The 25,262-nt window shown below is 55.4% G+C and carries 20 protein-coding genes and 1 pseudogene; 11 read left to right on the top strand and 10 right to left on the bottom strand.

Annotated features, from left to right (window positions below):
- The first annotated feature begins 215 nt into the window (after positions 1-215).
- From cadB to lysS, 5 genes and pseudogenes are all read left to right on the top strand, one after another.
- A complete protein-coding gene (gene cadB / locus AC236I_RS18610) occupies positions 216-1,553 on the top strand; it encodes a cadaverine/lysine antiporter (RefSeq protein WP_004858934.1) in 1,338 nt (445 codons plus the stop codon).
- 82 nt (positions 1,554-1,635) lie between these two features.
- Entirely contained in the window at positions 1,636-3,783 is a 2,148-nt protein-coding gene (cadA, locus tag AC236I_RS18605; protein WP_004858936.1) for a lysine decarboxylase CadA, read from the top strand.
- Between the two features lie 57 nt (positions 3,784-3,840).
- Positions 3,841-5,316 (top strand): dipeptide permease DtpD, encoded by a 1,476-nt coding sequence (gene dtpD / locus AC236I_RS18600; RefSeq protein WP_487608584.1) that lies wholly within the window; start codon positions 3,841-3,843, stop codon positions 5,314-5,316.
- Positions 5,317-5,608: 292 nt separating this feature from the next.
- Positions 5,609-5,698: pseudogene (locus tag AC236I_RS18595) on the top strand (hypothetical protein); the annotation flags it as partial.
- 9 nt (positions 5,699-5,707) lie between these two features.
- A complete protein-coding gene (gene lysS, locus AC236I_RS18590; RefSeq protein ID WP_004858943.1) occupies positions 5,708-7,225 on the top strand; it encodes a lysine--tRNA ligase in 1,518 nt (505 codons plus the stop codon).
- A 173-nt stretch (positions 7,226-7,398) separates the two neighbouring features.
- Here the strand turns inward: lysS and AC236I_RS18585 are convergent, their stop codons facing one another.
- From AC236I_RS18585 to AC236I_RS18560, 6 genes are all read right to left on the bottom strand, one after another.
- Positions 7,399-8,787, bottom strand: a complete 1,389-nt coding sequence (locus tag AC236I_RS18585; protein WP_341799268.1) for an amidohydrolase family protein — start codon at positions 8,785-8,787, stop codon at positions 7,399-7,401.
- A 30-nt stretch (positions 8,788-8,817) separates the two neighbouring features.
- Entirely contained in the window at positions 8,818-9,768 is a 951-nt protein-coding gene (locus AC236I_RS18580; protein WP_032716789.1) for a carbamate kinase family protein, read from the bottom strand.
- A 91-nt stretch (positions 9,769-9,859) separates the two neighbouring features.
- Positions 9,860-11,278 (bottom strand): YlbE family protein, encoded by a 1,419-nt coding sequence (locus AC236I_RS18575; protein ID WP_004858953.1) that lies wholly within the window; start codon positions 11,276-11,278, stop codon positions 9,860-9,862.
- Positions 11,278-12,825: an acyl-CoA synthetase FdrA gene (gene fdrA / locus AC236I_RS18570; protein WP_487608583.1), complete on the bottom strand. Its 1,548-nt coding sequence runs from the start codon at positions 12,823-12,825 to the stop codon at positions 11,278-11,280. Before fdrA ends, AC236I_RS18575 begins: the two co-directional genes overlap by 1 nt.
- Entirely contained in the window at positions 12,815-13,678 is an 864-nt protein-coding gene (locus AC236I_RS18565; RefSeq protein ID WP_487608582.1) for an oxamate carbamoyltransferase subunit AllH family protein, read from the bottom strand. The genes fdrA and AC236I_RS18565 overlap by 11 nt, the downstream gene beginning before the upstream one ends.
- Positions 13,679-13,717: 39 nt before the next feature.
- Entirely contained in the window at positions 13,718-14,323 is a 606-nt protein-coding gene (locus AC236I_RS18560) for an ankyrin repeat domain-containing protein (RefSeq protein ID WP_004858963.1), read from the bottom strand.
- A gap of 257 nt (positions 14,324-14,580) precedes the next feature.
- Between AC236I_RS18560 and AC236I_RS18555 the strand changes: the two genes are divergently transcribed.
- The 3 genes from AC236I_RS18555 to AC236I_RS18545 all read left to right on the top strand — a co-directional run bounded on the left by AC236I_RS18555 (position 14,581) and on the right by AC236I_RS18545 (position 16,666).
- Positions 14,581-15,075 (top strand): DUF1097 domain-containing protein, encoded by a 495-nt coding sequence (locus AC236I_RS18555; protein ID WP_487608581.1) that lies wholly within the window; start codon positions 14,581-14,583, stop codon positions 15,073-15,075.
- Between the two features lie 155 nt (positions 15,076-15,230).
- Entirely contained in the window at positions 15,231-16,190 is a 960-nt protein-coding gene (locus tag AC236I_RS18550) for a LysR substrate-binding domain-containing protein (protein ID WP_004858969.1), read from the top strand.
- Between the two features lie 62 nt (positions 16,191-16,252).
- Positions 16,253-16,666, top strand: a complete 414-nt coding sequence (locus AC236I_RS18545; protein ID WP_004858972.1) for a hypothetical protein — start codon at positions 16,253-16,255, stop codon at positions 16,664-16,666.
- Positions 16,667-16,738: 72 nt separating this feature from the next.
- Here the strand turns inward: AC236I_RS18545 and AC236I_RS18540 are convergent, their stop codons facing one another.
- Positions 16,739-17,269 (bottom strand): phospholipase D family nuclease, encoded by a 531-nt coding sequence (locus AC236I_RS18540; protein ID WP_004858974.1) that lies wholly within the window; start codon positions 17,267-17,269, stop codon positions 16,739-16,741.
- Between the two features lie 700 nt (positions 17,270-17,969).
- Here AC236I_RS18540 and AC236I_RS18535 point away from each other — a divergent pair.
- From AC236I_RS18535 to AC236I_RS18525, 3 genes are read left to right on the top strand one after another with little or no spacing between them, the layout of a single operon-like run.
- Positions 17,970-18,893 carry a sugar ABC transporter substrate-binding protein gene (locus AC236I_RS18535; protein WP_004858977.1) on the top strand — a complete coding sequence of 308 codons (924 nt, stop codon included), beginning with the start codon at positions 17,970-17,972 and terminating at the stop codon, positions 18,891-18,893.
- Between the two features lie 33 nt (positions 18,894-18,926).
- The gene (locus tag AC236I_RS18530; protein WP_004858981.1) at positions 18,927-20,411 is read left to right on the top strand and encodes a sugar ABC transporter ATP-binding protein; all 1,485 of its coding nucleotides are present in this window, start codon (positions 18,927-18,929) and stop codon (positions 20,409-20,411) included.
- 19 nt (positions 20,412-20,430) lie between these two features.
- On the top strand, positions 20,431-21,453 hold the full coding sequence (locus tag AC236I_RS18525; protein WP_172418225.1) for an ABC transporter permease: 1,023 nt from the start codon (positions 20,431-20,433) through the stop codon (positions 21,451-21,453).
- Positions 21,454-21,553: 100 nt separating this feature from the next.
- On the opposite strand, the gene AC236I_RS18520 is transcribed toward AC236I_RS18525, so the two are convergent.
- The 3 genes from AC236I_RS18520 to AC236I_RS18510 all read right to left on the bottom strand — a co-directional run bounded on the left by AC236I_RS18520 (position 21,554) and on the right by AC236I_RS18510 (position 25,261).
- Complete coding sequence (locus AC236I_RS18520; protein WP_064357317.1) at positions 21,554-23,251, bottom strand: GGDEF domain-containing protein; 1,698 nt, start codon at positions 23,249-23,251, stop codon at positions 21,554-21,556.
- Positions 23,252-23,555: 304 nt separating this feature from the next.
- Entirely contained in the window at positions 23,556-24,782 is a 1,227-nt protein-coding gene (locus AC236I_RS18515) for a Zn-dependent hydrolase (protein WP_487608580.1), read from the bottom strand.
- The gene (locus AC236I_RS18510; protein WP_004858992.1) at positions 24,779-25,261 is read right to left on the bottom strand and encodes an L-2-amino-thiazoline-4-carboxylic acid hydrolase; all 483 of its coding nucleotides are present in this window, start codon (positions 25,259-25,261) and stop codon (positions 24,779-24,781) included. Before AC236I_RS18510 ends, AC236I_RS18515 begins: the two co-directional genes overlap by 4 nt.
- Position 25,262 lies beyond the last annotated feature (1 nt).

The raw sequence follows: 25,262 nt of genomic DNA, 5'->3' as shown, positions 1-25,262 counted from the left end.
CAACGATGTTTATCTTTTTATGATATCAACATGTCATCCTGATATGTTAATTGAAAAAGGTCAAAATATCATTTGTCTGATGTTTGTTGTTATTTCACTTTATCTTTAGGACTTATCTTCTTTGAATCAGTAATCTTGTTGGCAGTTGGTCGGGTCAATTAAAGGTTCTATATCATGATCTGTACCTCCCAAATAAACTTAGGAGAAAAGCAAACATGAGTTCTGCCAAGAAGATAGGGCTATTTGCCTGTACCGGCGTCGTCGCTGGTAATATGATGGGGAGCGGTATTGCATTATTACCTGCGAACCTCGCCAGCATCGGTGGTATTGCTATCTGGGGATGGGTTATTTCTATTATTGGTGCGATGTCTCTGGCTTATGTTTATGCCCGACTGGCGACCAAGAACCCACAGCAGGGTGGTCCAATTGCCTATGCCGGGGAAATATCTCCCGCGTTCGGTTTCCAGACCGGCGTCCTTTATTATCATGCAAACTGGATTGGTAACCTGGCCATCGGTATTACCGCCGTTTCTTATTTGTCTACTTTCTTCCCGATTCTGAATAACCCCATTCCAGCCGGTATCGCGTGTATTGCGATCGTCTGGATATTCACCTTCGTTAATATGCTCGGCGGGACCTGGGTAAGCCGTCTGACCACCATTGGTCTGGTGCTGGTATTAATTCCGGTAGTGATGACCGCGGTTATCGGCTGGCACTGGTTTGATGCGGCGACCTATCAGGCAAACTGGAACACCTCCAGCACGCCAGACAGCCATGCGGTAATCAAAAGTATTCTGCTCTGCCTGTGGGCATTCGTCGGCGTTGAGTCTGCCGCCGTCAGCACCGGGATGGTGAAAAACCCGAAACGTACCGTTCCGCTGGCAACCATGCTGGGAACCGCGATGGCCGGCGTGGTCTATATCGCTGCGACTCAGGTTATCGCCGGGATGTACCCTGCGGCTCAGATGGCTGCCTCCGGTGCGCCGTTCGCTATCAGCGCCTCAACAATTCTTGGCGGCTGGGCTGCGCCGGTCGTCTCTGCCTTCACCGCATTTGCCTGCCTGACTTCTCTGGGCTCCTGGATGATGCTGGTTGGTCAGGCCGGGGTCCGTGCCGCTAACGATGGCAACTTCCCGAAAGTGTACGGTGAAGTGGATAACAACGGTATTCCGAAAAAAGGCCTGCTGCTGGCGGCGGTGAAAATGACCGCGCTGATGGTGCTGATTACCCTGATGAACTCCAGCGGTGGTAAAGCGTCTGACCTGTTCGGTGAACTGACCGGTATCGCCGTCCTGCTGACCATGCTGCCTTACTTCTACTCCTGCGTTGACCTGATTCGTTTCGAAGGCATTAACATTCGCAACCTTGTCAGCCTGATTTGTTCCGTCCTGGGCTGTGCGTTCTGCTTCATCGCCCTGATGGGGGCAAGCTCCTTCGAACTGGCCGGTACCTTTATCGTCAGCCTGATTATCCTGATGTTCTACGGTCGCAAAATGCATCAACGTCAGCACGAAAACGACACCACTGACAGCTCTGCCGCCAGCGCGCATTAATCCGTAACCCCTTTTCCTGGAGCTCCTTCCTGCACCTGTCACCACGTGACGGGAGGGGCTCTCCATATCTGGAGATTCGACTATGAACGTTATCGCAATCATGAATCACATGGGCGTCTACTTTAAAGAAGAGCCTATCCGTGAACTGCATCGCGCCCTTGAACGCCTGGACTTCCGTATTGTCTATCCGAACGACCGCGAAGATTTACTGAAACTGATCGAAAACAATGCCCGTCTGTGCGGCGTGATCTTCGACTGGGATAAATACAATCTTGAACTGTGCGAAGAGATCAGCAAGCTGAACGAATATATGCCGCTGTACGCTTTCGCCAACACCTACTCGACGCTGGACGTTAGCCTGAACGATCTGCGTATGCAGGTGCGCTTCTTCGAATATGCGCTGGGTGCGGCCGACGACATTGCCGATAAAATCAAACAGAATACCGATGAATACATCGATACCATTCTGCCGCCGCTGACCAAAGCGCTGTTCAAATATGTGCGTGAAGGTAAATACACCTTCTGTACTCCAGGCCATATGGGCGGTACCGCCTTCCAGAAAAGCCCGGTAGGCAGCATCTTCTATGATTTCTTTGGTTCAAATACCATGAAATCCGATATCTCGATTTCCGTTTCTGAACTGGGTTCCCTGCTGGACCACAGCGGCCCGCATAAAGAAGCTGAAGAGTATATTGCGCGTGTCTTTAACGCCGAACGCAGCTACATGGTGACCAACGGCACCTCAACGGCGAACAAAATCGTCGGTATGTACTCTGCGCCTGCTGGCAGCACCGTGCTGATTGACCGTAACTGTCACAAATCGCTGACTCACCTGATGATGATGAGCGATATTACGCCGATTTACTTCCGTCCGACCCGTAACGCCTACGGCATCCTCGGCGGTATTCCGCAGAGCGAATTCCAGCACGCCACTATCGCCAAACGCGTCAAAGAGACGCCGAACGCCACCTGGCCGGTGCACGCGGTTATCACCAACTCCACCTACGATGGTCTGCTGTATAACACCGACTTCATCAAGAAAACGCTGGATGTGAAATCTATCCACTTTGACTCTGCGTGGGTGCCTTACACCAACTTCTCGCCAATCTATGCCGGTAAATGCGGGATGAGCGGTGGCCGTGTGGAAGGGAAGGTGATCTATGAAACCCAGTCCACGCACAAACTGCTGGCGGCGTTCTCTCAGGCTTCGATGATTCACGTTAAAGGCGATGTTAACGAAGAGACCTTTAACGAAGCCTACATGATGCACACTACCACCTCTCCGCACTACGGCGTGGTTGCCTCGACGGAAACGGCCGCGGCGATGATGAAAGGTAATGCCGGTAAGCGTCTGATCGATGGCTCTATCGAACGTTCTATCAAGTTCCGTAAAGAGATCAAACGTCTGAAAGGCGAATCCGAAGGCTGGTTCTTCGACGTCTGGCAGCCGGAACATATCGATGGCCCGGAATGCTGGCCGCTGCGTTCTGATAGCGCATGGCACGGTTTCAAAAACATCGATAACGAACACATGTACCTCGACCCGATCAAAGTCACGCTGCTGACTCCGGGGATGAAGAAAGACGGCACCATGGATGAGTTCGGTATTCCGGCAAGCATCGTGGCGAAATATCTCGACGAACACGGCATCGTGGTAGAGAAAACCGGTCCGTACAACCTGCTGTTCCTGTTCAGCATCGGTATCGACAAAACCAAAGCGCTGAGCCTGCTGCGCGCGCTGACCGACTTTAAACGTGCCTTCGACCTGAACCTGCGCGTGAAAAACATGCTGCCGTCTCTGTATCGTGAAGATCCGGAGTTCTATGAAAACATGCGAGTTCAGGAACTGGCGCAGAATATTCACAAACTGATTGCGCATCACAACCTGCCGGATCTGATGTTCCGCGCTTTCGAAGTGCTGCCGACCATGATGATCACGCCGTACGCTGCGTTCCAGAAAGAGCTGCACGGTCAGACGGAAGAGGTCTATCTCGAAGAGATGGTGGGCCGTGTCAACGCCAACATGATCCTGCCGTATCCTCCGGGAGTTCCGCTGGTGATGCCGGGTGAAATGATCACCGAAGAGAGCCGTCCGGTGCTGGAGTTCCTGCAGATGCTGTGCGAAATCGGCGCCCACTACCCGGGCTTCGAAACCGATATCCACGGCGCATATCGTCAGGCGGATGGTCGCTACACCGTTAAAGTGCTGAAAGAAGAAAACAACAAGTAATTGAAGCTCCAGGGGAAGTGGCGTGCCACTTCCCTTTTTCACGCTGCAGGAGACCTCATGAAAACACCCTCACAACCGCGCGCGATCTATTACATCGTAGCGATCCAAATCTGGGAATATTTCAGCTTTTACGGCATGCGTGCCTTACTTATCCTCTACCTCACCCATCAGCTTGGCTTTGATGACAGCCACGCCATCAGTCTGTTCAGCGCTTACGCTTCCCTGGTTTACGTTACCCCCATTCTCGGCGGCTGGCTTGCCGACCGCCTGCTCGGCAATCGCACGGCGGTCATTGCCGGCGCGCTGTTGATGACGCTCGGCCACGTCGTGCTGGGCGTTGAATCTGATGCAACCTGGAGTCTGTACCTCGCGCTGGCGATCATTATCTGCGGCTACGGCCTGTTCAAATCCAACATCAGCTGCCTGCTGGGCGAGCTTTACGCCGTTGATGACCATCGCCGCGACGGCGGTTTCTCGCTGCTGTACGCCGCCGGCAACGTCGGCTCCATCGCGGCACCCATCGCCTGCGGGCTGGCGGCGCAGTGGTATGGCTGGCATATCGGTTTTGCGCTGGCGGGGATCGGCATGTTTATCGGCCTGCTGATTTTCCTCAGCGGCCATCGTCACTTCAGCCACACCCGCGGCGTCGACAGGCAGGCGCTGTGCGCGGTGAAATTTGTGCTGCCGACCTGGGGCTGGCTGGTGGTCATGCTCTGCGTGGCGCCGGTGTTCTTCACGCTGCTGCTGGAAAATAACTGGTCGGGCTATCTGCTGGCTATTGTCTGCGTCTTCGCCGCCCAAATGGTGGCGCGCATTATGGTGAACTCTCCGCAGCACCGTCGCGCGCTGTGGCAAATCGTACTGCTGATGCTGACCGGCACGCTGTTCTGGGTTCTGGCGCAGCAGGGCGGTAGCTCTATCAGCCTGTTTATCGATCGCTTTGTTAATCGCCGACTGTTCACCATTGAGGTGCCGACGGCTCTCTTCCAGTCGGTGAATGCCGTTGCCGTGATGGCGGCAGGCGTGGCGCTGGCCTGGCTGATGCGCCCGGAAGGCAGCACGCGATCGGTGCTTCGCGTGTGGCTGAAATTTGCTTTTGGCCTGGTGCTGATGGGCTGCGGTTTTATTGTGCTGGCCCTGAACGCACGTCATGGCGCCGTCGATGGCCAGGCATCAATGGGGCTGATGGTCGGCGGACTGGCGCTGATGGGCTTCGCCGAGCTGTTTATCGACCCGGTGGCGATGGCGCAGATCACGCGCCTGAATATGCCGGGCGTGACCGGGGTACTGACCGGAATTTATATGCTGGCGACCGGCGCGGTGGCCAACTGGCTGGCGGGTATCGTCGCGCAGCAGACCACCGAATCACAGATTAGCGAAACGGCGATCGCCGCGTATCAGCATTTCTTCTCCCTGATGGGGGAGTGGACGCTGGGCTGCGTAACGGTGATTGTCATCCTGGCCTTCGCTGCCGCCTGCAGCGTCGGCAAGCGCCGCGCCGCGACCGGTGAACTTCCCGGAGGGGGCGCGTAGCCATGGTTTCCGGGCGGCAAAACCCAGGCGCTACGGGCTCGTCGCCCGCTCAGACGCTGCGCGCCGCCGGGATATGTCGCCGAGTGAAAGGATCAATACATGGCCGACGCAGGTGCGAAAACAGCGCCTTGCATCGTTTGACTGTTAGGAGGAGGATGTTCTGGATAGATGGCAATCCATCGATGAAAAAAACTTTAGTTTTGCTATTGCTGAGTGATATCAGCCTTAAGTAAGGCCAGGTTATTTATGATTCTATCGTTCGGTCTTTGGCGATAACGTCAACGATCGGCCGCGCACTGGTGTAGAGACCCGCACTGACCAGGCCGCGCTGGATAGTGGCCTGGCGCAATTTATCGAAGCAAGTTTGAAAGCAGGGTTATGAGGAACCAACATGTCTGAACAACAAGCACAAAGTGCCGATGAGGCAATTGACCTTAATAATGAACTGAAAACCCGTCGTGAAAAGCTGGCTCAGCTTCGTGAGCAGGGTATCCCGTTCCCGAATGATTTTCGTCGTGACCATACTTCTGACCAGTTGCACACTGAATTCGATGACAAGGATAACGAAGCACTCACCTCCTTGAACGTTGAAGTCTCCGTTGCTGGTCGTATGATGACCCGTCGCATCATGGGGAAAGCCTCTTTCGTCACTCTGCAGGACGTCGGCGGGCGTATTCAGCTGTACGTTGCGCGCGACGATCTGCCGGAAGGCGTCTATAACGAACAGTTCAAAAAGTGGGACCTTGGCGACATTATTGCCGCCCGCGGTAAGCTGTTTAAAACCCAAACCGGCGAGCTGTCTATCCACTGTACTGAGCTGCGTCTGCTGACCAAAGCTCTGCGCCCGCTGCCGGACAAATTTCACGGCCTGCAGGATCAGGAAGTCCGTTACCGTCAGCGCTATCTGGATCTGATCGCCAACGACGAATCCCGCCGCACGTTTAAAGTCCGTTCGCAGATCCTCGCGACGATGCGCCAGTTCATGGTAGGCCGCGGTTTTATGGAAGTCGAAACCCCGATGATGCAGGTGATCCCCGGCGGCGCGTCTGCCCGTCCGTTCATCACCCATCACAACGCGCTGGATATGGACATGTACCTGCGTATCGCGCCGGAACTGTATCTGAAGCGTCTGGTTGTGGGCGGCTTCGAACGCGTATTCGAAATCAACCGTAACTTCCGTAACGAAGGCATCTCCGTGCGTCACAACCCAGAGTTCACCATGATGGAACTCTATATGGCGTACGCGGATTACAAAGATCTGATCGAGCTGACCGAATCCCTGTTCCGCACCCTGGCGCAGACCGTGCTGGGTAAAACAGAAGTTCCATACGGCGACCAGATCTTCGACTTCGGCAAACCGTTTGAAAAGCTGACCATGCGTGAGGCTATCAAGAAATACCGTCCGGAAACCGAGATGGCGGATCTCGATAACTTCGACGCGGCGAAAGCCCTTGCGGAGTCCATCGGTATTCACGTTGAGAAGAGCTGGGGCCTGGGTCGTATCGTCACGGAAATCTTTGATGAAGTGGCGGAAGCGCACCTGATTCAGCCGACCTTTATCACCGAATACCCGGCGGAAGTCTCTCCGCTGGCGCGCCGTAATGACGTGAATCCGGAAATTACCGACCGCTTTGAGTTCTTTATCGGCGGCCGCGAAATCGGTAACGGCTTCAGCGAGCTCAACGACGCGGAAGACCAGGCGCAGCGCTTCCAGGACCAGGTGAATGCGAAAGCCGCCGGGGATGATGAAGCGATGTTCTACGACGAAGACTACGTCACCGCGCTGGAGTATGGTCTGCCGCCGACCGCCGGTCTGGGCATCGGGATTGACCGGATGGTGATGCTGTTTACCAACAGCCACACCATCCGCGACGTGATCCTGTTCCCGGCAATGCGTCCGCAGAAATAACCGCGAGATGTGAAAAATAAAACCCCGGCCCGGTGCCGGGGTTTTGTGTTTATTGGCCGGGTGGCGGCTGCGCCTTGCCCGGCCTGTCGACCGCATTCAGCCTCGAGGCCTGGGTAAGCGTAGCGCCGCCGGGCGAAAGCACCGGTTTACCGGGGCTTTTTATGCGGTCATGTTCAGGCGCCGACGCTGCCCCAAACCATCTTGCCCTTGTGGAAGGTCGCGGTACGCGGTGAAATGCGTGCCACCGCTTCGGCGGAGCAGGAGGCATCGACCAGCACAAAGCTGGCCTCATCCTGCTCTTTCGGCCAGACGCGCTGGCCTTGATCGTTGAGCGGCAGTACGTTGCCGGTGGCAATTGCCAGCGAACGCGAAAGGGTCTGTTCGTTGGGGCGAATATAGAGCTGGGCGTAGAGATTGGCTTTTTCCAGCATGTCGCCCAGGCCGTATGGCGACCAATGGTCAATCACGCTGTCGGTGCCGGTCATTACAAATACCTCTTTATCCCGCAGCTGCTGCAGCGGCATGTGCAGGGTACCGATCGGCACGGTGGAGGCGATGGTGATTTGCTGGGCCGCCATGCGGCTGGCAATGGCCTCAACCTGCTGTTCGTTCAATGTCGCCAGCGCAAAAGCGTGGCTGATAGTCAGCTTGCCTTTTAGCGCCGGGGTTTTCTCTACGGTCTCTACCATATAGTTTATCGCCGCGACGCCCGCCGGGCTGGTTTCGTGGAGATGGATATCGACCCCTTTGTTATAATCCAGCGCTATCTGGAACATGGTATCGAGGGATTTCTCCATCGCTCCATCAACGTTGGTCGGATCGAGGCCACCGACGTAGTGTGCGCCGGCCTGCATGGCTTCACGTACCAGCGGTTCTGATTTTGACAGCAGGAGTCCGTGCTGCGGAAAAGCGACAATCTCGCAGGCGAAACCCGGCTGGCGGTGCGCGAGGACTGCCTGCAGATCTTCGAGGTTTTTCAACCCGGAGGTGGGTTCGATATTGCAGTGGCTGCGGGCTATCGTTGACCCTTTTGACTGGAGCAGGTCGATCAGTTTTTCCGCGTGCTGGCGGGTGTACGGCTGGAGCTCAGGCAACAGCTTCTGCTCAAGCTTAATCATGTCCTGAATCGTGGTGCCCGCCGGGCGGTTGAGTGAACGCCACGGGCCGCCGTAAAAGGTTTTATCCAGATGGATATGCATATCGCGCATCGCCGGGAGCATCAGCTTACCGCCGGCATCATAGCGGGGCAGGGAGGCATCAGGGTGGCTGCGATGGTTGTGGAGCGCGATAATTTTGCCGTCGGCAATCTCGAGGGTTTGCCGTTCGGTACGAGTGTGTACCACTACGTCATTTTCATACTCAAAGCCGCTTTCCAGCAGGACATTATCGAGATAGTAGTGGGTGTCGTCGGGGCTGATAACCTTTTGGTTGTCGCAGGTCGTCGCGGATATCGAGCGCTCATCGGCGTAAACGACGGGTGCGGCGGCGGCAAACAGGGCGGCGGCGGTGACCATTTTTCCGCTCTGGCTGAGAAATTCGCGACGGCTATTGTCTTTATTCATGAATCTTCCTTTTTCTTTCTTTTCATTTGCTCAGTCGTGCACAAGATGGGTACCGGTCTCTCCGCGCAGCGCAGCGGGTAAACACTCCGGCGTGGTGATAATCACCCGCTTGCCGCCATGCTTTAAAAACGCGAGGCTGGCGACGATTTTGGGCAACATGCTGCCGGCCGGAAAGTGGCCTTCCTGCATATAGCGGGTCATATCGCTGATATTGACCGTCCCCAGCGCCTGCTGCCGGGGCTGCCCAAAGTGAATGCACACTTTTTCAACGCCGGTGGTGATGGCCAGGATATCGGCGTGAATCTCCCGTGCCAGTAGCGCGGTTGAGAGATCCTTATCAATCACCGCATCAACGCTCTGATAATCTCCCTGCGCGCTGCGGACTACAGGGATGCCGCCGCCACCGGCGCCGATCACCACGAACCCTTGTCGGGTCAGCGCTTTAATGGCTTCGGCTTCCACGATGCGTTTGGGTTCCGGCGAGGCGACCACCCGCCGATAGCCACGCCCGGCATCTTCGACGAAGTGCCAGTCCGGATGCGTCTGCCGGAGATCATCGCGCTGGGCTTCGCTAAAAAATGCGCCAATCGGTTTCGTCGGGTGGGCAAAGCCGGGGTCATTTTTATCGACTTCGACCTGGGTGACGACGGTCACCGCTTTTTGTTCGCCGCGGTGGGCCAGGCGATTATTGAGCGCCTGCTGAATCAGGTAGCCGATTCCACCCTGGGTGTCGGCAACGCAGTTGGCCAGCGGCGTCAGCGGCAGACCTTCGCACTCATGAGCGATTTCAGCGCGGCGTAAATCCAGTCCGACCTGCGGCCCGTTGCCGTGGGTCAGGACAAGATGGTAGTCCGACGCCAGCATGGCCAGCACCGTATCCGCCACGGCCTTGACCGCTTCAGCCTGATGTTCAATTGACTGGCTGGCGTTATCTTTGATGATACTGTTGCCGCCAATGGCAACGACCACAAGTTCTTTCATCGTGTAGGTTCCCGGTACAGAAGGTAATGGCGTTGTTGTTATCAGATTTATCGCCCGGCCAGGGCGCTTTCGCCCCGGGCCGGGGATGTTTTTAAGCGCCGTAACGTTCGACCCAGCGCAAAATGGCTTTTTCAAAACAGGCAAACGGCGGGTGGACGATGCCGGCGCCGATCATACCGATGCCCGCATCTTTGTGGGCGATGGCGGTATTGATCACCGGCAGAATACCGCTGCTGCCGACGCGGGTAATATCGATAGCGGTCGGCACACCCATAAACCCGAGCAGCGGGATAGTGACGTTGGGGTTTTCACCGAGGGTGATTTCACGCATCTGGCGGGAGAAATCGATGGCCTCGTCCACCGTTCCGCCAACCAGTGCGACGATGGCCGGTGCCGTTGCCATAGCGAAACCGCCAATGCCGTAGGTTTCGGTAATCGCGCTATCGCCGATATCGAGACCGGAATCCTCCGGCTTATAACCGGCAAACATCGGGCCGATCACCTGCTGCGCCGGGCCGGTGAACCACTCTCCCGGCAACCCGCTGACTCGCAGACCGAACTCGACGCCGTTACGCGCCATGGTGGTAACGACGGTGCTGTACTCAATGCCGTGGGCGGCATCCATCGCGGCTTTACACATCGCCATCCACGTCGGGCCGGAGAAATAGTCGCTGCTGGCGACGAATTCAAAGACTTCACGCTGCTGTTCGACCGGATAGCCGGCCTGAATAATGCCCGGCGTCAGCGCCTGGATCAGTAGCGTGGTACCGGCATTGTTGCGGTTGTGGCACTCATCGCCCATATGCAGGGCCTGCGCCAGCATCAGGCGCAGATCGATTTCGCCAATCACCTTCATGGCGTCGCGCAGCATCGGCCCCTGGACGTCACGCATCCAGTTCAGACGGTCGATAACGCTCTGGTCGTTAGCCCCCATGCGCAGGATCTTCGCCATCTGCTCGCTCATGTTGGTATAAGCGATGTTGCCGTAGGTTTTGTTCTCGACAATATGCATAAACATGGAGGCGGAGGTGACGCCGGCCATAGACCCGACGCAGTCATGTTCGTGACATGGCGAGAAGGTGATTTCACCTGAAGCGGCCAGTTCGGCGGCATCAGCCAGATCGTTTGCCAGCCCTTCAAATACCAGCGCGCCGGTGACCGCACCTTTCATCGCTCCGCACATCTTTTCCCACGTTACCGGCGGCCCGGCGTGGAGAATGGTTTTTGCCGTCATCCCAGGCACCACGTTGATGGCCTGGTCGAAGCCCGTCAGCACCGGATGCGACTGGATAATGCGTTCCAGCGCCTGCTGGTTGGCGGCGGCGATTTTATCCGCCAGCGCGGAGTCGGCAAGCGCGTCGAGGGCATTGACCACCCGCATATTGCCCTGGCCTGGCGGCGTCCAGTCGAGCTGGGTCACCGCCGTATGCTGCTTTTTCAGATCATCGCTGAACATCGCGATCCCGACATTAATAACGTTCAGCGGCTGGCTGAATAGTGACTGATTCATCAGGCGTTCTCCCCTTTGCAGATAAGTTCACGCGCCAGCAGGCCGGTCTCGGTACTGCTGTTGGCCAGAATGACGCCCGCCTCGCTAAGCATCAGGCGCTGTTGTTCCCGCGATGGCGTATCGATATCGGTGCCTAAAACGTAAGCGAGGATCGTCAGCCGACGGCCATCGGCGGCGGCAATGGCTTTTGCCTCTTTGATCGCCTCGATCGTCGACCCGACCGGATCTTCATGCGACCCAAAGCCCAGCACGAAGTCCATCACGATCGCCGCAACTTCTGGATCGCGCGCTTCCTGCAGCAGGCGGCTGATGCGGTTGGTTGGGTCGATCATCGGGTGCGGTTTACCATTGGTGAAGTCGTCATCGCCGAAATCGAGGAAGGTGTGCTTGATGCTGTGGTTGATATCGCTCAGGCGATAAGCCGGATCCGGCTGAATGTTACTGTAAACTTCGGCCTGTTTTTCCAGGACGGCGAACATGGTTTCGTCGCACAGCGTGCCGCCGCAGAACAGGCCGCGAATGTATTTCTGCTGCGGCGTGAGCTGTGCACGAATTTCAGCAATCAATGCCGGGTCCAGCGGGGGCAAATCGAGATTTTGTTGCTTAACGCCGCTCAGCAGTACCGCCTTCAGCGCCGCTTCTCTGGTGCCGCGGGCAAACTGCAGACCTTGCTCATCGGCCGGTGGTTCGGCGCGGCCCAGGAAGCACACGACAACCGGTTTACGGCAGGCGCGTGCGCGCTCCAGCACTTTTTTCGCCACGGTCGGGGCGGGCGGCTTGGAGACGAGGGCGATAATTTCCGTTTGCGGATCCGCTTCCAGCATCTGAATGGCATCGAGCATCATCATGCCGCCGATTTTTTCACTCAGGTCGCGACCGCCGGTGCCGATAAGTTGTGATATGCCGCCGCCGAACGCGTGAATACGCACGCTCAGCTCCTGGCTACCGGTGCCAGAGGCGCCGATAATACCGATGTTGCCGCGGCGTACCGCATTTGCGAAGCACAGACCGGTGCCGTTAATGATGGCGGTCCCGCAGTCTGGCCCCATCAGCAGCAAACCTTTCTCATGGGCCAGTTGTTTCAGCGCGCGTTCGTCCTCGAGAGAGACGTTATCGGAAAACAACATCACGTTGAGACCGTTTTGTAACGCCTGTCGTGCTTCGCGGGCGGCGAACAGTCCGTTGACTGAGATAACCGCCATATTGCTGTCCGGAAGATGTTTTTTAGCGCTGGCGAGGGTGGCATAGCGCGCTTCGTGCTGGCCGCTTTGCGCTTTTTGGCTAAATAGCGCTTCGATCCCGGCGAGAATTTGCTCGTTATCGGCGCCGTCCTGGCCATTAATGACGATTATCAGGTCGCCGTTTTTCGCTGCTTCCAGCTCCGGCGTCAGCAGTCCCAGATTCTTCAGGACTCCTTTGTTCATTTCGGTCGCCATCGCTACAAATGCCTGCTCTACGCCGTCGATCTTATTGGCGCGGGTGGATATCGACATTAATGAGACGGAATCAAAATAGGTATTCTTCTTCACGACTATTTTAACTGACATAATTCCCTCCATACGTTTGACTCAGCGCGCAGGCATCCGCCATGCCCAATAGCATGTCGCTGCCGGAACTTGAGCCAATATTTTTAATATCGGCAATTGCCGCAATAGAAAAGATTGTCGGTTGATTAATCATGAGGTTAATCAACCCGGCGATATTTTCGCGATAGCGCTGATTAATAGCTGCCTCCAGCGTAATCGCGCTGAGCGGCGTGGTGTTATGTCTGGCACACTGCAGCGCCGCTAAAAATTCACCCCGGCATTGATTAGCCGGATGTCCGTTAATAAATAAAATAACGCTAAGGCCTACCAGGTAATCATCCGCCGATGGCGTCAGGCCAATACCTAGTCCGAGCATATTAGCGATGGCGGCACTGATATTTTTATTTTGCCGAAGGGCGTTAAATAATGTTTTCCGGCGATGCTGTAATTCACGCCCCATCGCTTTATAAAACGGGTTGTCGCCGCGATAAAGAAATAAGGTATCGTCCTCATGCAGTTGCTCAATGATAATGTTTTGCCAGCGTCGCCAGGCTATCCGGGTCAATGCTGCCGCGCTTAATACGGCCGTTGGCATTTGCCAGCGCTCACAGCGCTGGAGGTCTATCCATTTATCATTGCCAATATACATTCCTGAATCGGTGAACCGGACGCTTTCCCCTGGCCGGAACAGGTTGTCAAAGTAGGTGAGTGCTAACCTACAGCTGTTGGGCGCATTGTCATATGCGGCGCACAGCAGCGTCAGGAGCCCTGGCTTGTCGGGAATCTGCAGGTTGACCGCGCGCGAGAAGACCTGCTCGACCCGTCCGCCGCCGCGTTGAGAGAGAAAGCTCTCATCCGCAGTTAGCGCTTGCACACACCGCCGTAAGGAGGTGTCGATGGCCGTTCTCCTTCCTCAGGCGCCGGCGGCAACCAGCAGGTGGGCGATTTCAGCAAAGCCCTTATCCCACGCCAGTTCCAGCGGCGTTTTGCCATATTTATCGGTCATATGGGGATTGGCGCCGTGGTCCAGCAGCAGCTTAACGATCTCCTGCTGCGTTGCGCCACCATCGTTTAAAACAATCGCTTCCAGCAGCGGCGTCCAGCCGACAAAGTTAGTGTGGTTGACGTTAATATCGGTTTCGGTCAACAGAATTTTTACGATCTCAAGATGACCCTTTTCGCAGGCCGGCGTCAGACCGACGCCGCCGAAACGGCTTAAGCGCGTAAGGTCAGGTTTCGCTGGCAGAATTAAATGCAGCAGCTCGACGTCATTATTCAGGCAGCTCAGTAAGAACGGGTTAAAACAGGTCTGGTCCTGCTTATCAATATCGACACCAGCGGCAATGAGCACAGACACGCAGGCATAATGTTTATTCAGGCTGGCCAGAGTAATAGCGGTTCGCCCCTGGCGATTGCTGGCATTAATATCGACGCCACGGGCTAAACAGGTTTTTAATTGTTCGACATTGCCTTGCTCCGCAGCCAAAAGATATTCAGCAATAATATTTTCCGTGGTCATCATCTTACTCCTGTGGTGGCGGCTGAGACTTTTTGATGACCTGAGCATAGCAACCAAAAATAGATAAAAGAACCCGCTTAAATTTTATTCGCGATAACCCCACTCATTGTTGAATATTTTTTAATAATGGATGCAGACTGTGCGGCAGTGCAATGTTTGTTTCTTGCATGCGATTTCCCGTAATTCAAGAGGGGATTATTTCTATATAGTTCCCGAACGAAACCAATTTCCACGACCACTATCACGAGGGGGAAGAGATGAACGGACTCACCGCAACGGGGATTACTGTCGGCATTTGTGCCGGGATCTGGCAGCTGATCTCCTCGCAGGTTGGGCTTGATCCGCGCTGGGGATTGCTTGGCACGATCGGCTTTGTCGCCTTTTGCAGTTTTTATGCGGCAGGCGGCGGTAAAGAGGGGTTTGTGAAGAGTCTTTTTGTCAACTACACCGGCGCCGCGTGGGCATTTCTGGCGGCGATGGCCGCGGGTGGGCTGACTGCCGCCATCGGGATGTCATCCTTCTGGGCCAGCGTTATCACCACGGTGCCGTTCTCCGCGGTGATTGTCTGGCAGGGGCGCTTTTCCCTCACCGCGTTTATTCCCGGCGGCTTTCTTGGCATGACGCTGTTTTTCGCCTCCGGGATGAACTGGCCGGTGACGCTGCTGGGTTTTTTGGCCGGCAACGGCGTGGGGCTGATTTCCGAATATACCGGTCGTAAACTGAGCGAGGCAACCTCAAAAAGCTCGCGCTGAACCATGACGCCGCGGAGAATTTCGCGGCCCACGCGGGCCGACAATTCGCATGGTGTTAAAAGATATTCAAAAATGATTGCCGATGGCAGGGACAGGAAATAGAGTCGATTGCAGAGTGGGGCTAATGAGCGGTTGACGAAAGCAGGAGCGGGCCAATGAACTCAATTTTTACTGAAGAAAATCTGCTGGCGTTTACCACGGCGGCGCGCTTTGGCAGTTTCAGCAAAGCCGCAGACGAGCTGGGGCTGACGACATCAGCCATCAGCTACACCATCAAGCGCATGGAGACGGGGCTGGACGTGGTGCTGTTTACCCGTAATACCCGTAGCATCGAGCTGACCGAGTCCGGCTACTATCTTTTCCGTAAGGCCACGGATTTGCTCAATGATTTCCATGCCATCAAGCGCAGCATAGATACCATAGCCCAGGGGATTGAGGCCCGGGTCCGTATCTGCATCAACCAGCTGCTTTATACGCCGCGGCACACGGCGCGTCTGTTGCAGGTGCTCAAAAAACAGTTTCCAACCTGCCAGATTACCGTTACCACGGAGGTGTATAACGGCGTCTGGGATGCGATAATTAATCAGCAGGCTAATATCGCGATTGGCGCGCCGGATACGCTGCTCGACGGCGGCGGCATTGACTACACTGAAATTGGTGCCATTCGTTGGGTCTTCGCCATTGCCCCGGATCATCCGCTGGCGTTTATGCCGGAACCCATAGCGGAAAGCCAGCTACGGCTTTACCCCAATATTATGGTGGAGGACACCGCCAGCACCATTAATAAGAAAGTGGGTTGGTTACTGCACGGGCAGGAGGCGATTCTGGTGCCGGACTTTAATACCAAATGCCAGTGCCAGATCCTCGGTGAAGGCATTGGTTTTCTGCCGGATTATATGGTTCGTGAGGCCATGGCGGAAAACCGGCTGATTACCCGCCAGATTCATAACCCGCGCCAGGATTCAGGAATGCTGCTGGCGACCCAGCATGCGGCCAGTGGGCAGGTGACGCAGTGGATAAAGAAAGAGTTTCGCCCCGGTGGGATATTAACTGCTATCTATAGCGATTTACTTCACCGCGAGACGACGATGAAATCGTTTCAATCTATTTCCTGAAATTTTTCTGGAATACCTTATGTGTTATAACACCAGATATAAAAACATAAGGTGTTAATTAAATGAAAAATTTAAAGTTAATTGTTGGTAGCTTGATCTGCGCTGGTTGTTTATTCGCACCATTATCTGTCATGGCGGGTTATAAGATAAATACAATCCCGGTTCATTTCGATAAAGGTACCAGCGGAACCACCATTAAAAATGCCCTGAGCGGCGCCGATGTGAAAGATTACACGCTGGTGGCGAAAGCTGGTCAGCTAATGCACGTCACCATGAAGAGCAAATGGCCCCATCCTTATTTCAACGTGATCAACCCCGCGAACGAAACCATTTTTAATGGCTCGATGACAGAAGGTGCTTTTGAGCAGCGCCTCGAAACCAACGGAAAATATACCGTCCGCGTGTATCAGATGGGCGGCGCGCGCGATGAAGGAAAAACCAGTGCCTATGAGCTGGCCTTGAAAGTCACGGACTGACTTTTCCAGTATGCAACCGCCGTCTTCACGCTGCGCCGCGGGCCGGGTGAAGACGGCGTTTTTTACGCGTATTTACCCCGCATAAGGGACACCCAGCTCCCATCTCGACTGCCAGTGGGCGATATACTGGCAGGCCACGGCTTTCTGATGACGTATCACCACGACGTTTTCACTATTTTTTGTTTCGGCGGACGGAGCATAGTTAAATGACCCGGTTTCAACCGTCGCCCCATCGGCAATAATCGTCTTATCGTGTTGGATGTGATAGTGGCCATCAATACGTAATGCCACCCCGTGCTCCGCAACATACTTCATTATCTTTTGGCTGGCTTCCACCGCGTTGCGTCTTTTATCGACCACGATTTGCACCTTGACGCCGCGGTCATGGGCGGCGACAAGCGCCCGCGCAATATCAGGCGCCTGAAAAGAGTAGGCAATCATCTGGATCGAGGTTTGCGCCTGATTAATGGTCTCTAATACCAGTTGGCGGGCAGAGCCTTCGGGGGAAAAACCTACCTCTATATCGGGCGCCGCCGCAACCTGCGAAGAGAAGGAAAGTGCGAGCGCCGGAAGGGCGAATTTCAGCGAAAGGAGACGCGACATATCGGGTTGCCTTGCGGGGCACGATGAAAGATGTGAGCAGTCTATGCCCCTGCGATGGTCATGGGAATAGACCTGCCGGGCGGTACACGGCGGCGTGTGCGAGCCAGGTGAGCGTGGTCATCACGCTAACATGTTGAAACCGTTAGCCTGATACCGGCAGCGGATGACAAAGCGGGCGCTCTTTTCCTCTCATCATGACGGGAGTGAAAATCGGATCAATTTGTAACGGCCCTCCTGAAAGGATCGCTGACGTTTCAAATCCCCCTCTTCTTTAGGCGGAAAATCTTCTCTGGCGGATTGCCAGCGGCGGGCCTGTGACTTGTCTGCAAACTGCTGGGCGCCTCTCATTTTTTGCGCGTTTATGCCGCAATGTTAGATATCTGTCAAAGTTCTGTTATCAGACGGTTTTAAAATTTTCATTTCAGTTATTTAATTATAAAAGTTTCATATGTGTTGTTAATGAAATAAAACGTCTGAAATTTTCCGGGTGATAAATCGTATGTTTTATGAACTGCTGTTTTAATAATTCACTAAAAAACCACTGAATTAGGTGGTTCTGATAAACATGTGCAAAAACAGCGCGCTCAGAAGTGAAACTTCTGGCTGGCGATCCGGCAGGTATCAGCAACACGCATTTACGAAATGAATCTTTCATTTCATCTCAATGAACTGGCATATCACTGAACCCCAAGGAACAACTATGAACATCAAGAAAACGATTGTTGCCTCTTTGTTAGTCTGTATGTTGCCCGCTGCGGTGATGGCAAAAGATCTCTCCGTCGGCGTTTCCATGGCGCTTTTCGACGATAACTTCCTGACTATCCTGCGTACCGCCATGCAAAAAGAGATGCAAAAAGAGGGGGTGAAGTCGCAGGTAGAGGATGCCAAGGGTGATGTCGCGCAGCAGCTGCAGCAGGTGCAGAACTTTATTGGTCAGGGCGTCGATGCCATCATCGTCAACCCGGTCGATACCAACGCCGTGAAGCCGATTATCGATCAGGCGACCAAAGCCGGCATTCCGCTGGTCTTCGTTAACCGCCGTCCGCAGATTACGCTGACCGACAAAATGGCCTACGTCGGTTCGGATTCGGTGCTGGCCGGCCGTCTGCAGATGGAAGCGCTGGCGAAGGCGATGAACGGCAAAGGCAACGTGGCGATTCTGCTGGGCGACCTGGCGAACGAATCAACTCGCGATCGTACCAAAGGCGTAGAAGAGGTGGTTGCGAAATACCCGGATATCAAGATCGTTCAGAAGCAGACGGCGAAATTCATGCGTAACGATGCCGTAGATGTGGTGAGTAACTGGATGACCAGTGGGGAAGATATTCAGGCGATCGCCTCCAATAACGATGAAATGGCGATTGGCGCGCTGCAGGCGCTGGGGAGCAATCCGAAGCACATTCTGATTGCCGGCGTCGATGGGACCCCTGACGCACTGCAGATGCTGAAAAACGGCAAGATGATCGCCACCATTTTCCAGGATGCTAAAGGCCAGGGGGAAGGGGCGGTGGATGCAGCCGTCAAACTGGCGAACGGGGAAAAAGTCGAAAAAGTCATCGATGTCCCTTACCAGCTGATTACCAAAGAGAATATGTCTGAATTTGTCAGCCGTAATCAAAAATAATCATTTCTGGCTCAGCGGTACGGAGGGGGAGGTATGAACGCTTTTGCACTTGAAGCCGAAGGTATCAGTAAGTTCTTTCCTGGCGTGAAGGCGCTCGATAATGTCTCATTACGCGTGCGCCCGGGGACGGTGCACGCCCTGATGGGGGAGAATGGTGCGGGAAAGTCGACGTTAATGAAGTGCCTTATCGGGATTTACCGTCCCGATAAGGGCGCGATCCGGGTGAAGGGCGAACCGGTGCAGTTCCAGGATACGATGGATGCGCTGCGCGCGGGGATCTCCATGATCCACCAGGAGCTGAATCTGGTGCCGCATATGACGGTGGCAGAAAATATCTGGCTGGGGCGCGAGCCGATGAAATACGGCTTTGTCGACCATCGACAGTTGGCCCGCCAGACGCAGACACTGCTCAATAAACTGAATATCCGTTTATCCGCCGACCGGCTGGTGGGCGAGCTCAGCATTGCCGCCCAGCAAATGGTGGAAATAGCCAAAGCGGTATCGTGGAACGCGGATATTGTCATTATGGATGAACCCACCTCGGCACTGACGGAAAGTGAAGTGGCCCACCTGTTCACCATCATTCGCGATTTACGCGAACAGGGTAAAGCCATTATTTATATCAGCCACAAGATGGATGAGATTTTCGCGATTACCGATGAAATTAGCGTCTTTCGCGACGGGACCTGGGTGGGCAGCCGGCAGACGGGCGAATTTACCCGTCAGTCGCTTATTACCCAGATGGTGGGCCGCGAATTAACTCAGCTGTTCCCGAAATTCAATAATACCATTGGCGAAGAGGTGCTGACGGTCCGTAATCTGTCGCGCAAAGGCTATTTTGAGGAGGTGAATTTCAGCGTCCGCCGTGGCGAAATTCTCGGCGTTGCGGGTCTGGTTGGCGCCGGGCGCAGTGAAGTGATGGAGAGCCTGTTCGGGATGGAGCGCTTTGACAGTGGCGAAGTGTTGATTGACGGCCAGCCGGTGATCATCGACTCGCCTTCCGTGGCCATCGAAAAAGGGATGGCGCTGCTGACCGAAGACCGCAAAAAGTCCGGACTGTTCCTCGTGCTCTCGGTGATGGAAAACATGAGTATCGTCAATATGCCGGAATATATCGGCAAGAGCGGGTTTGTCAAACATATGAAGATGGCACAAGACTGCATGGAACAGATCCGTCGTCTGAATATTAAAACCCCGACCATGGATCAGATTATTAATAACCTGAGCGGCGGTAATCAGCAAAAGGTCTTAATTGCCCGCTGGCTTTTAGCGCAGCCCAAAATATTAATTCTTGATGAGCCAACCCGCGGGATTGACGTGGGGGCGAAAGCTGAAATTTATCACCTGATTAGCGAACTGGCGAATCGCGGCGTTGCGGTGATTATGGTCTCTTCTGAACTGCCGGAAATTCTGGGCATGAGCGATCGCGTTATGGTCATGCACGAAGGACGTATTACCGGCATCCTCGACAAAGACGAGGCCGATCAGGAAACCATTTTGTCGTTGGCATCCCACTGAGGTGTAGAGAATGAGCAATATGAAACTGACCGCAACAGCTGCAAATGCGCGATCCTCTTTCCTTGGTAATTTACGGCATAAATTACCGAAAGATACCGGTATCTTTATTGTTATGGTGGTCATCGCCCTGACCTTTGAAATTGCCGGCTGGTTTGTCCGCGACCAGTCTTTCCTGATGAACACCAACCGCCTGGTGTTGATTGTCCTGCAGGTCGCCATTATCGGGATTATCGCCGTCGGCGTCACGCAGGTCATTATCACTACCGGGATTGACCTCTCCTCCGGCTCGGTCATTGCCCTTGCTGCCGTGGTGGCGGCAAGCCTGGCACAAACCTCGGATAGCCTGTCGCCGATGTTCCCGTCACTGGTTAACCTACCGGCGGTCATTCCCATTTGCGCCGGGATTGGCGTCGGGCTGATCTGCGGATTAACCAACGGCTTTTTGGTCACCCGTACCGGGATTCCGCCGTTTATCGCCACTCTCGGGATGATGGTCTCTGCCCGCGGTCTGGCGCAATATTACACCCAGGGAAATCCCATCAGTTTCTTGTCCGATAGCTTTACGTCGATTGGTCAGGGGGCGATGCCGGTGATTATTTTCTTCGTGATTGCTGCTCTGTTTCACATCGCGCTGAAACACACCCGCTACGGTAAATATGTTTACGCCATCGGCGGCAACATGACCTCGGCAAAAGTATCCGGCATCAATGTGAATAAGTATCTGGTTATCGTCTACACCATCGCCGGCGCGCTGTCGGGGCTGGCCGGGGTTGTGCTGGCGGCGCGCGTCAGCAGCGGGCAGTCCAGTATGGGGATGTCCTACGAACTGGACGCTATCGCCGCGGCCGTTATCGGCGGCAGCAGCCTGATGGGCGGCGTAGGCCGCATCACCGGCACCCTGATTGGGGCGATGATTCTCGGCTTAATCAAAAGCGGCTTCACCTTCGTCGGCGTCGACGCTTACGTTCAGGATATTATCAAAGGGATTATTATTGTTGCGGCGGTGACGATAGACATGCGCCGTAACCGTAAGAAGCACTAAGCGAATGCAGAGAGAGCCCTGAGGTGATATCAGGGTTATCTCTTCGCGCTGTTAAACCAGGGGATGATTAAAATGGCAAGGCACGCAGGCGCCGGTGCGCTCAGGAGAGGCCGCAAATCCGGTCACGCCCGCTGTTCTTGGCGTTATACAGCTCCCTGTCGGCCCGCGACATCAGCTCTTGCAGCGGGCACTGCCAGCCTTTAGCTACCCCGAAACTGGCGGTGATCTTAAAGGTGATATCGCCGGTCGTATGGAGGGTCAGCTTGCGGATTTCCTGCTGAATCCGCGCGGTATAGCTGGCGACTTCGTCTGACGAAGCGGCCAGAAACAGGACCGCGAACTCTTCTCCGCCGAGGCGCCCCACCACGTCTTCCGGGCGGCTCAACTTACTCAGGGTTTTGGCCAGGGCAACCAGCACCTCGTCACCCATCGGGTGTCCCCAGTTATCGTTTATCGACTTAAAGCGGTCAACGTCGAGCATCACTAACCAGGCCGGAAGCGCCTTGCTGGACTGACTTAATAGCGCATCAGCCCGGGCGTTAAATGCCCGGCGATTAAACAGATGGGTCAGCGGATCCTCTTCCGACTGGCGCTGGTACTGGCGGCTGATGCGGGCATCTTCACGGAGTTTTTTCCCGAGGGTCCCGAGGGATGAAAACAGGCTCTGCACCTCTTCTGCCGTATCGTCATCGATTTGGACGTGGAGTTGTTTTCCGGCAATCAGCGCCGCGGCGAGCTCATTTAAGCGCAGAATGGGGCGTAAAACGCGAGAGCGAATATAGAAAATCATCGCAATGGTCAGGGTATACACCAGCCCAAGCACCACCAGCCGTAGCAGGAAATTCTCTAAGGCCCGATGTTCGGCGGCGGTGTAGTGCTCCTTTACTCCGTTCATATAGGTATTGAGGAGATCGTCAAACGAATTGAGGCTGGCGTGATAGTCGACGGCAAACTGTTCGGCGCTCACGCTATAGGGCTTACCGCTGTCGCTCTCAGCGCTTAACTGATTGATTAACGCAATGCCCTGATGTTCAAAGTCCCGGCGCGTGTTTTCCAGCGTTTTCTGGAAGTGGGGAAGATAGGTGGCCTCATTGCCCTGCGTTTGCAGCAGCCACCACGCGGTATTGATCCGTTCGATACCGCGAATCAATCCTTCCCGGTTGGCCCGCGGAATCGGGGTGTGTGTGGCCAGCGGAATCAGCACCTGAGAACCGAGTCGACCCGTTGCATCGCGCAGCTCGCCCAGCGCCTGCGCGCGCAGAATCGGACCCAGCGCGCTGGGCTCCAGCAGCAGAAACTCGGTGGTGCGCTCGAACAGCGCCTTATGATAGAAATCCGTTGCCACCACCATATCGTGAATGGCCAAATCTGCGGACTGCGGGTCGCTCAGCACCTGGGTGCGAAAGCGGTCGGCAATACGACGGGAACGCTCCAGCTGCTGCATCATTTCGCCCATCAGCGCCGGAGAGAGCAGGTTTTTCGGGATCTTTTGCATGTCGCGGTCGGTGATGTCGCGATGGGCGACCAGCGCCTGCCAGCGTGACTCTTTCTCCTCAGGCGAGCTTAATATCAGCTCGTTAACGAAGGCGCGCTCACCGGCCAGGTCATTAGAGACCTGCAGTACCCGGTAGAAAATATCGAACTGGGTAACATTGTTATGCGCGCTTTTCCACGTTCCCCATGAGCCGGAAAGCAGCCAGAAGGAGAGAATGGTGGTTAAAAAAATCGTCGCCAGCGCGGATCCCCAGATATAGCGGAGAATATTGGACGATGCTGAGGATCTCTTTTTCGTTTTCACACGTACCCGGGCGTCAGCAGTAAAAAAGAAGCGATTCGAAAATCATTGAATTGAACTGAAATACAACGGAATGTCATGCCGTTATGTCCGCATACCTGCCTGCTCTATGCGATCTATTGGCTGATTTTAGCAGATAATCCACAAATAAATGGCTTTTTGTCCGCGCGGGTAAACAATCTAAGATATTGTTTTAATTTGGTTATGCCTGCAGTTATCTCCTTCCCGGAAGGAGCCGGCGTACCGTCACGGCGGTGAGCTGTCGTTCTGGCACCGCGCGGCGCCAGAACGACCAGCAGAAGGGCGCTTACTTTTCCCCGGCGGCGAGCAGTACGCTATGCAGCAGTACGTTGGCCCCTTTTTCTGCCCACGTGGGCAGAATATTCTCCGCCTCGTTATGGCTAATTCCCTTCTCGCAGGGGATGAAAATCATGCTGGCGGGCGTGACCTTGCTGATATAGCAGGTATCGTGGCCGGCGCCGGAGACCATGCGTCTGGCGCTGTAGCCGAGCATCTGAACCGCCTGCTCGCTGCGCGCCAGACACTGGGCGTTGAAGGCGATTGGCGCGTAGTCAAAAATGAGCTCGATCTGCGCCTGCACCCCGCGTCTGGCCAGCGTGTCGGCAGCGTGACGCAACGCCTGTTCCATTGCCTCCAGCGCGCTGCTTTGCGGATGGCGGAATTCCACGCTGCATTCGACGCGCCCCGGCACCACGTTGCGCGATCCCGGTATCACCTGCGCCATGCCGATGGTCGCCCGTCCGTCGGGGTTGTGGGCGATCCCGATTTGCTCCACCGCCAGCGCCAGCTCGGCGAAAGCGGTCAATGCATCGCGGCGGCTGCCCATCGGCGTGGTGCCGGCGTGGGCGGAAAAGCCCTCCAGCGTGACGTTGAACCAGCGCTGGCCCATTGCCGCGTGGACGAGGCCGATATCAACGTCGTCTTCTTCCAGAATCGGCCCCTGTTCGATATGCACCTCATAACAGGCATGAACCGGGAACGCGGCGGTCGGACGCTCGCCGCGGTAGCCGATCGCCTCCAGTGCCGCGCCGACGCTGATGCCGTCGCGATCTTTGCGGGCCAGCGCGAAAGCTTCGCTGAACTGCCCGGCCCAGACGCCGGATGCCAGCATCGCCGGGGCAAAGCGCGCCCCTTCTTCATTGGTCCAGTTCACCAGCACGATATCGCGTTCGGTCTCAATGCCGCGTTCGTTCAGCGTGCGTAGCGCCTCCAGCCCGGCGAGCACGCCGTAAATCCCGTCATAGCGGCCGCCGAGCGGCTGGGAGTCGACGTGCGAACCGGTCAATACCGGAGCCAGCTGCGGATTTTTTCCGGCGCGGCGGATAAACATATTGCCCATGCTATCGACTGCGCAGGGAAAACCGGCTTCTTGTGCCCACTGGCGCAGCAGGTCGCGCGCCTGGCGGTCCTCGTCGCTCAGCGTCAGCCGGGTGACGCCGCCGGCCGGCGTCGCCCCAATCCTCGCCATCTCGTTGAGGGTTGACCACAGACGTTCAGCGTTGATGGCTATCATGGCTTGTCCTTCTTCACGCGATAGCGGAAGTCGCAGCACTTTCCGCCCTGCATGATGGTGGTGGTGCGGGTCAGCTCCACCTCCGGCGCGTAGCCGACGATAAACTTGTCGTCGCGGGCGCAGGAGAGCAGGTGGCCAATCTCGCCGAGGCCCATCTCGTGGTACATCTCGGCGTAGCGGCAGCGGTTGACGTTGTAGTTATACTGCTGGTCATCGGCGTCCAGCACCTTGACCTCCAGGGCATTGTCCTTTTCCCACAGATATTGCAGGGCGACAAAGCTCTGGATGTTCGCGCCGTTCGGCTCCTGGCGGGCAAACGTTTTTCCCGCCTCAATCGCGGCGTTTTCAATGGCTTCGCCGATGACCGCCTGGGCACGAGCTTTACCTATCTCGCGCACCAGGATGTCGTAAATCGGCTTAATAATTTCGGCTTCAATTTTGCGGCGGGCGAGAATGCCCAGCTCATTATTATCACTCATC

Source organism: Klebsiella sp. Sb-30 (assembly GCF_057652795.1).
The sequence above is the reverse complement of the archived record's forward strand: the minus strand, read 5'-3'. Positions and strand labels throughout refer to the sequence as shown.